Origin of the sequence: Salinigranum sp., assembly GCF_041641895.1 — an archaeon.
In the GTDB taxonomy this organism is placed as follows: domain Archaea; phylum Halobacteriota; class Halobacteria; order Halobacteriales; family Haloferacaceae; genus Salinigranum.
The window spans coordinates 1-3,372 of the sequence record NZ_JBEPXO010000148.1; the positions used below are offsets into that span (position 1 = coordinate 1).

Annotated in this window: 3 protein-coding genes and 2 pseudogenes; 2 read left to right on the forward strand and 3 right to left on the reverse strand. The window is 71.8% G+C overall.

Annotated elements, in window-relative coordinates:
* Positions 1 to 248, forward strand: a pseudogene (locus tag ACESK5_RS18975) (2-phospho-L-lactate guanylyltransferase); the annotation flags it as partial.
* Here the strand turns inward: ACESK5_RS18975 and ACESK5_RS18980 are convergent.
* Together ACESK5_RS18980 and ACESK5_RS18985 are read right to left on the reverse strand one after the other, a co-directional pair.
* Positions 229 to 813: a hypothetical protein gene (locus ACESK5_RS18980; protein ID WP_372913148.1), complete on the reverse strand. Its 585-nt coding sequence runs from the start codon at positions 811 to 813 to the stop codon at positions 229 to 231. The pseudogene ACESK5_RS18975 and the gene ACESK5_RS18980 overlap by 20 nt on opposite strands.
* An 83-nt stretch (positions 814 to 896) precedes the next feature.
* Positions 897 to 1,805 carry a universal stress protein gene (locus ACESK5_RS18985; RefSeq protein ID WP_372913149.1) on the reverse strand — a complete coding sequence of 303 codons (909 nt, stop codon included), beginning with the start codon at positions 1,803 to 1,805 and terminating at the stop codon, positions 897 to 899.
* Positions 1,806 to 1,903: 98 nt separating this feature from the next.
* Here ACESK5_RS18985 and cofG point away from each other — a divergent pair, with 98 nt between their 5' ends.
* Positions 1,904 to 3,007, forward strand: a complete 1,104-nt coding sequence (gene cofG / locus ACESK5_RS18990; RefSeq protein WP_372913150.1) for a 7,8-didemethyl-8-hydroxy-5-deazariboflavin synthase subunit CofG — start codon at positions 1,904 to 1,906, stop codon at positions 3,005 to 3,007.
* Positions 3,008 to 3,110: 103 nt separating this feature from the next.
* Here cofG and ACESK5_RS18995 read toward each other — a convergent pair.
* Positions 3,111 to 3,372, reverse strand: a pseudogene (locus ACESK5_RS18995) (hypothetical protein); the annotation flags it as partial.

A 3,372-nucleotide genomic window follows, 5' to 3' on the forward strand; every position in this document is an offset into this window, starting at 1 on the left:
CGATCTGGACGCCCGCGTTCCGGGCGGACTTCCACGGCACCTCCTATCTGGACCACCGACGCGCCGCGGCCGACGTCGGCACCGTCCGGTCAGTCGACTCGTTCCGTCTGTCGACCGACGTCGACGAACCCGCCGATCTCGTCGAGGCGTTCGTCCACGGCGGCGAGCGGACGCGCGAGTGGCTCACGGCGCGGTTCGAACTCGCCGTCGACGAGGACGAGGGGCGCGTCAGCCTCGCTCGGCGGTGAGGCGGAACGGGGAGAGACACGTCACCCAGTCGGTGTCGGTCGCCCCTGCCGTGGGCACCGAGGCGGCGAACAGGAACGTCCCCGGAGCGAGGCGGTCGAACTGCGGGAGGTCGGTGAGGTGCCAGCTGTGCGTTCCGTCCGGCGGGACCGTCGTGACGCCGGTGCCGCTGGCCCGGCGGTCGAGACGGTCGTACCCGTCCCCGGTGTACCGGTAGACGTCGGGGTCGTTCGGGTTGAACCTGAGCCCCTCGCCGGTCCCGTTCACGAGGACGAACCGGACGCTCTCGGCCTCGGCGAGCGCGACGGTCCGACGGTTGGTCCGGACGACGAGCGGCGCGTCGTCGCGGCCGGCGGGGCAGACGGCCGTCTCGGGATTCACCGCTGCCGGGGGACAGGGCAGTTCGTCGAGCGTCGGTACCGCTCCGGCCGTCCGTGCATCGGCTGTCGGCGTGTCGGTCGAAGCTGCCGACCCGGGCGTCCGCGCGGACGGGGGGAGGCGGGTGCTACACCCGGCGACAGCGCCGACGAGGCTCCCGAGGGCTGTGAGGGCTGTCCGGCGGCGCATACGCCGAGAACTGGACGGACCGGCGTATGTCTTTGGGGCGTGCTCGCCCCGCTGACGAGGACGAGTATCAAAAGGGGACAGAGTCAGTCGGGACCCCCCGCCGTCGCCCCCCGTGGGACCACGAGCACCGGGACGTCGACCGTCCGCAGCACCGTCGAGGCGACGCTGCCGAGGAGCTGTCGCCGGAGGTTCGACCGCCCGTGCGACCCCATGACGACGAGGTCGACCCCCTCCTCCCGAACGTGCTCGCGGACGCCGTGGGCGACCCCGTCGAACTCCGTCGTGGTGACGACGGCCGTCTCGACGCGCAGGTCCGGGTCCGAGGTGCGGAGATCGTCCGCGAGTCGGTCGACCGCCTCGCGTCCCTGCGCCTCGAGCCTCTCGACGAACGCCTCCTCGAGTCCGCCCGCGGCGAACACGCCGCCCGCGGCCTGGAGGTCGACGACGTTCAGCACGCGGAGCGCCGCGCCGACGCCGCCCGCGAGCGCTGCCCCGTGGGGGGCGGCGGCCGCCGCGTTCTCGCTCCCGTCGGTCGGCACGAGGAGACGGTCACACTCGGTCACGTCCGCCGGGTACTCGCCGGGGACGACGAGGACGGGGACGTCCGTCCGGTGGAGGAGGCGTTCGGTGACGCCCCCGAGGAGCCGTCGCCCGAGTCCGGTGACGCCCTGCCGCCCCACGACCAGCAGGTCGGCGTCGCGTTCGACGGCGGCCGCAGCGACTTCGGCGGCCGGTCTCCCCTCCCTGAGTTCCGTCCCGATAGAGAGCCCGTGCTCCGACGCCAGCGTCTGAGCGTCCCCGAGAACGGCCTCGCCGCGCGACCGGAGCCGGTCAGCCTCGTCGGCAGTCGAGGCGAGGCGGAGGGCCCGTCGAGCGACGACGTGGACGGCGTCGACGCGGGCATCGAACAGTCGCGCGACGCCCAGTCCGTACCGGGCCGCCCGGGTAGCTTCGTCGCTCCCATCGACGGCGATGACGACGTGAGAGTACATCGTGTGCGTCGTGTTCGACCGGTGCCCCCTTCACCGTTTGCTACCTCGCACGCACCACCGACCCGTTCGTTTTTGTCTCTCCACGCCGGAGGGCGGGTATGTTCCCCGGGGCCGAGGCGTACGACGTCGAACTCACAGTCGACGAGGCGGCCGTCGACCGGCTGCTCGACGTGACCCCCGCGGACGTCGACCCCGCCCCCGAACTCTCCTTCTCACGGAACGTCTTCCTCCCGTTGACGACCGCCTGCCGGTACACCTGCACCTACTGCACCTACTACGACGTCCCCGGGCAGGCGTCGCTCATGTCGCCCGCGGACGTCGAGGAGACGCTGCGGATGGGTGCCGACGCCGGGTGTACGGAGGCGCTGTTCACGTTCGGCGACAAACCCGACGCCCGCTACGAGGCCATCCACGAGCAACTCGCGGAGTGGGGCCACGACTCAATCCTCGACTACCTCTTCGCGGTGTGCGAGCGCGCGCTCGACGTGGGTCTGTTGCCGCACTCGAACCCCGGCGACCTCACGGAACCGGAGTTCGAACGACTGAGAGAGGTGAACGCGTCGATGGGTGTCATGCTGGAGACGACGGCCGACGTCGATGCGCACTCGGGCGGGCGGAAGAAGACGCCCGGCCAGCGGCTCAACACCATCCGCGCCGCGGGTCGCGCCGGGGTACCGTTCACCACGGGGCTCCTCGTCGGCATCGGCGAGACGTGGCGTGACCGCGCCGAGTCGCTCCTGGCGATTCGTGACCTCCACGAACGGTACGGCCACGTCCAGGAGGTCATCGTCCAGAACGTCGTCCCAAACGACCGCTCGTCGTTCGAGCGCCCCTCGGTCGAGACGATGCGCCGCGTCGTCGCGATGGCGCGCGTCGCCCTCCCCGAGTCGGTGTCGGTGCAGGTGCCGCCGAACCTCTCACCCACCGCCCGCCTCCTGGACTGCGGCGTCGACGACCTCGGCGGCGTCTCGCCCGTGACGGACGACTACATCAACCCCGACTACGCGTGGCCCGCCCTGCGAGAACTCGAGGACCTCGCGGACGACGCGGGTGTCCCCCTCCGGGAGCGACTCCCGGTGTACGAGCGGTATCTCGACGACGGGTGGGTCTCCGACCGCGTCCGCGACGCCATCGCCGCGGAGACCGACGCCGGCGCGCGATACCGCGCGTGCCTCTCGGACGAGCGCGTCCCGCAGGCGTGAGCGACGCGACGGGGTGCGGCGGGGAGACGGGGAGGCGGAGGAGAGTGTCATCGTCGCGTCCCCACTTCCTCTCCGGGCGGTCGTTCACGTCGCACACGACTTCTCACTCCGGCTGACGACGCACTGAGCCGTGTCGTCCGTCGTGACGGTCGCTCGGGGCGGCCGCGGCGGGTCCGTCAGCGGCCGTGAGAGCGAGTGTCACGACGTTGCCGCGCGGGTCGCGCTCGGCGAACGCCAACTCCCCGCCGGAGCGCCTGACGACCCAGTTGACAAGCCAGAGGCCGAGACCCGTGCTGTGGTAGAGGGAGTCTATCTGTCGGTCGCCGGTCAGGATTGCGACCTCGGTCGCGGAGATGGGAGGTGCG

Excerpts from the sequence above, each read along its gene's own strand:
- ACESK5_RS18980 (WP_372913148.1), bottom strand. The coding sequence starts at position 813 with ATGCGCCGCCGGACAGCCCTCACAGCCCTCGGGAGCCTCGTCGGCGCT.
- ACESK5_RS18985 (WP_372913149.1), bottom strand. The coding sequence starts at position 1,805 with ATGTACTCTCACGTCGTCATCGCCGTCGATGGGAGCGACGAAGCTACC.
- cofG (WP_372913150.1), top strand. The coding sequence starts at position 1,904 with ATGTTCCCCGGGGCCGAGGCGTACGACGTCGAACTCACAGTCGACGAG.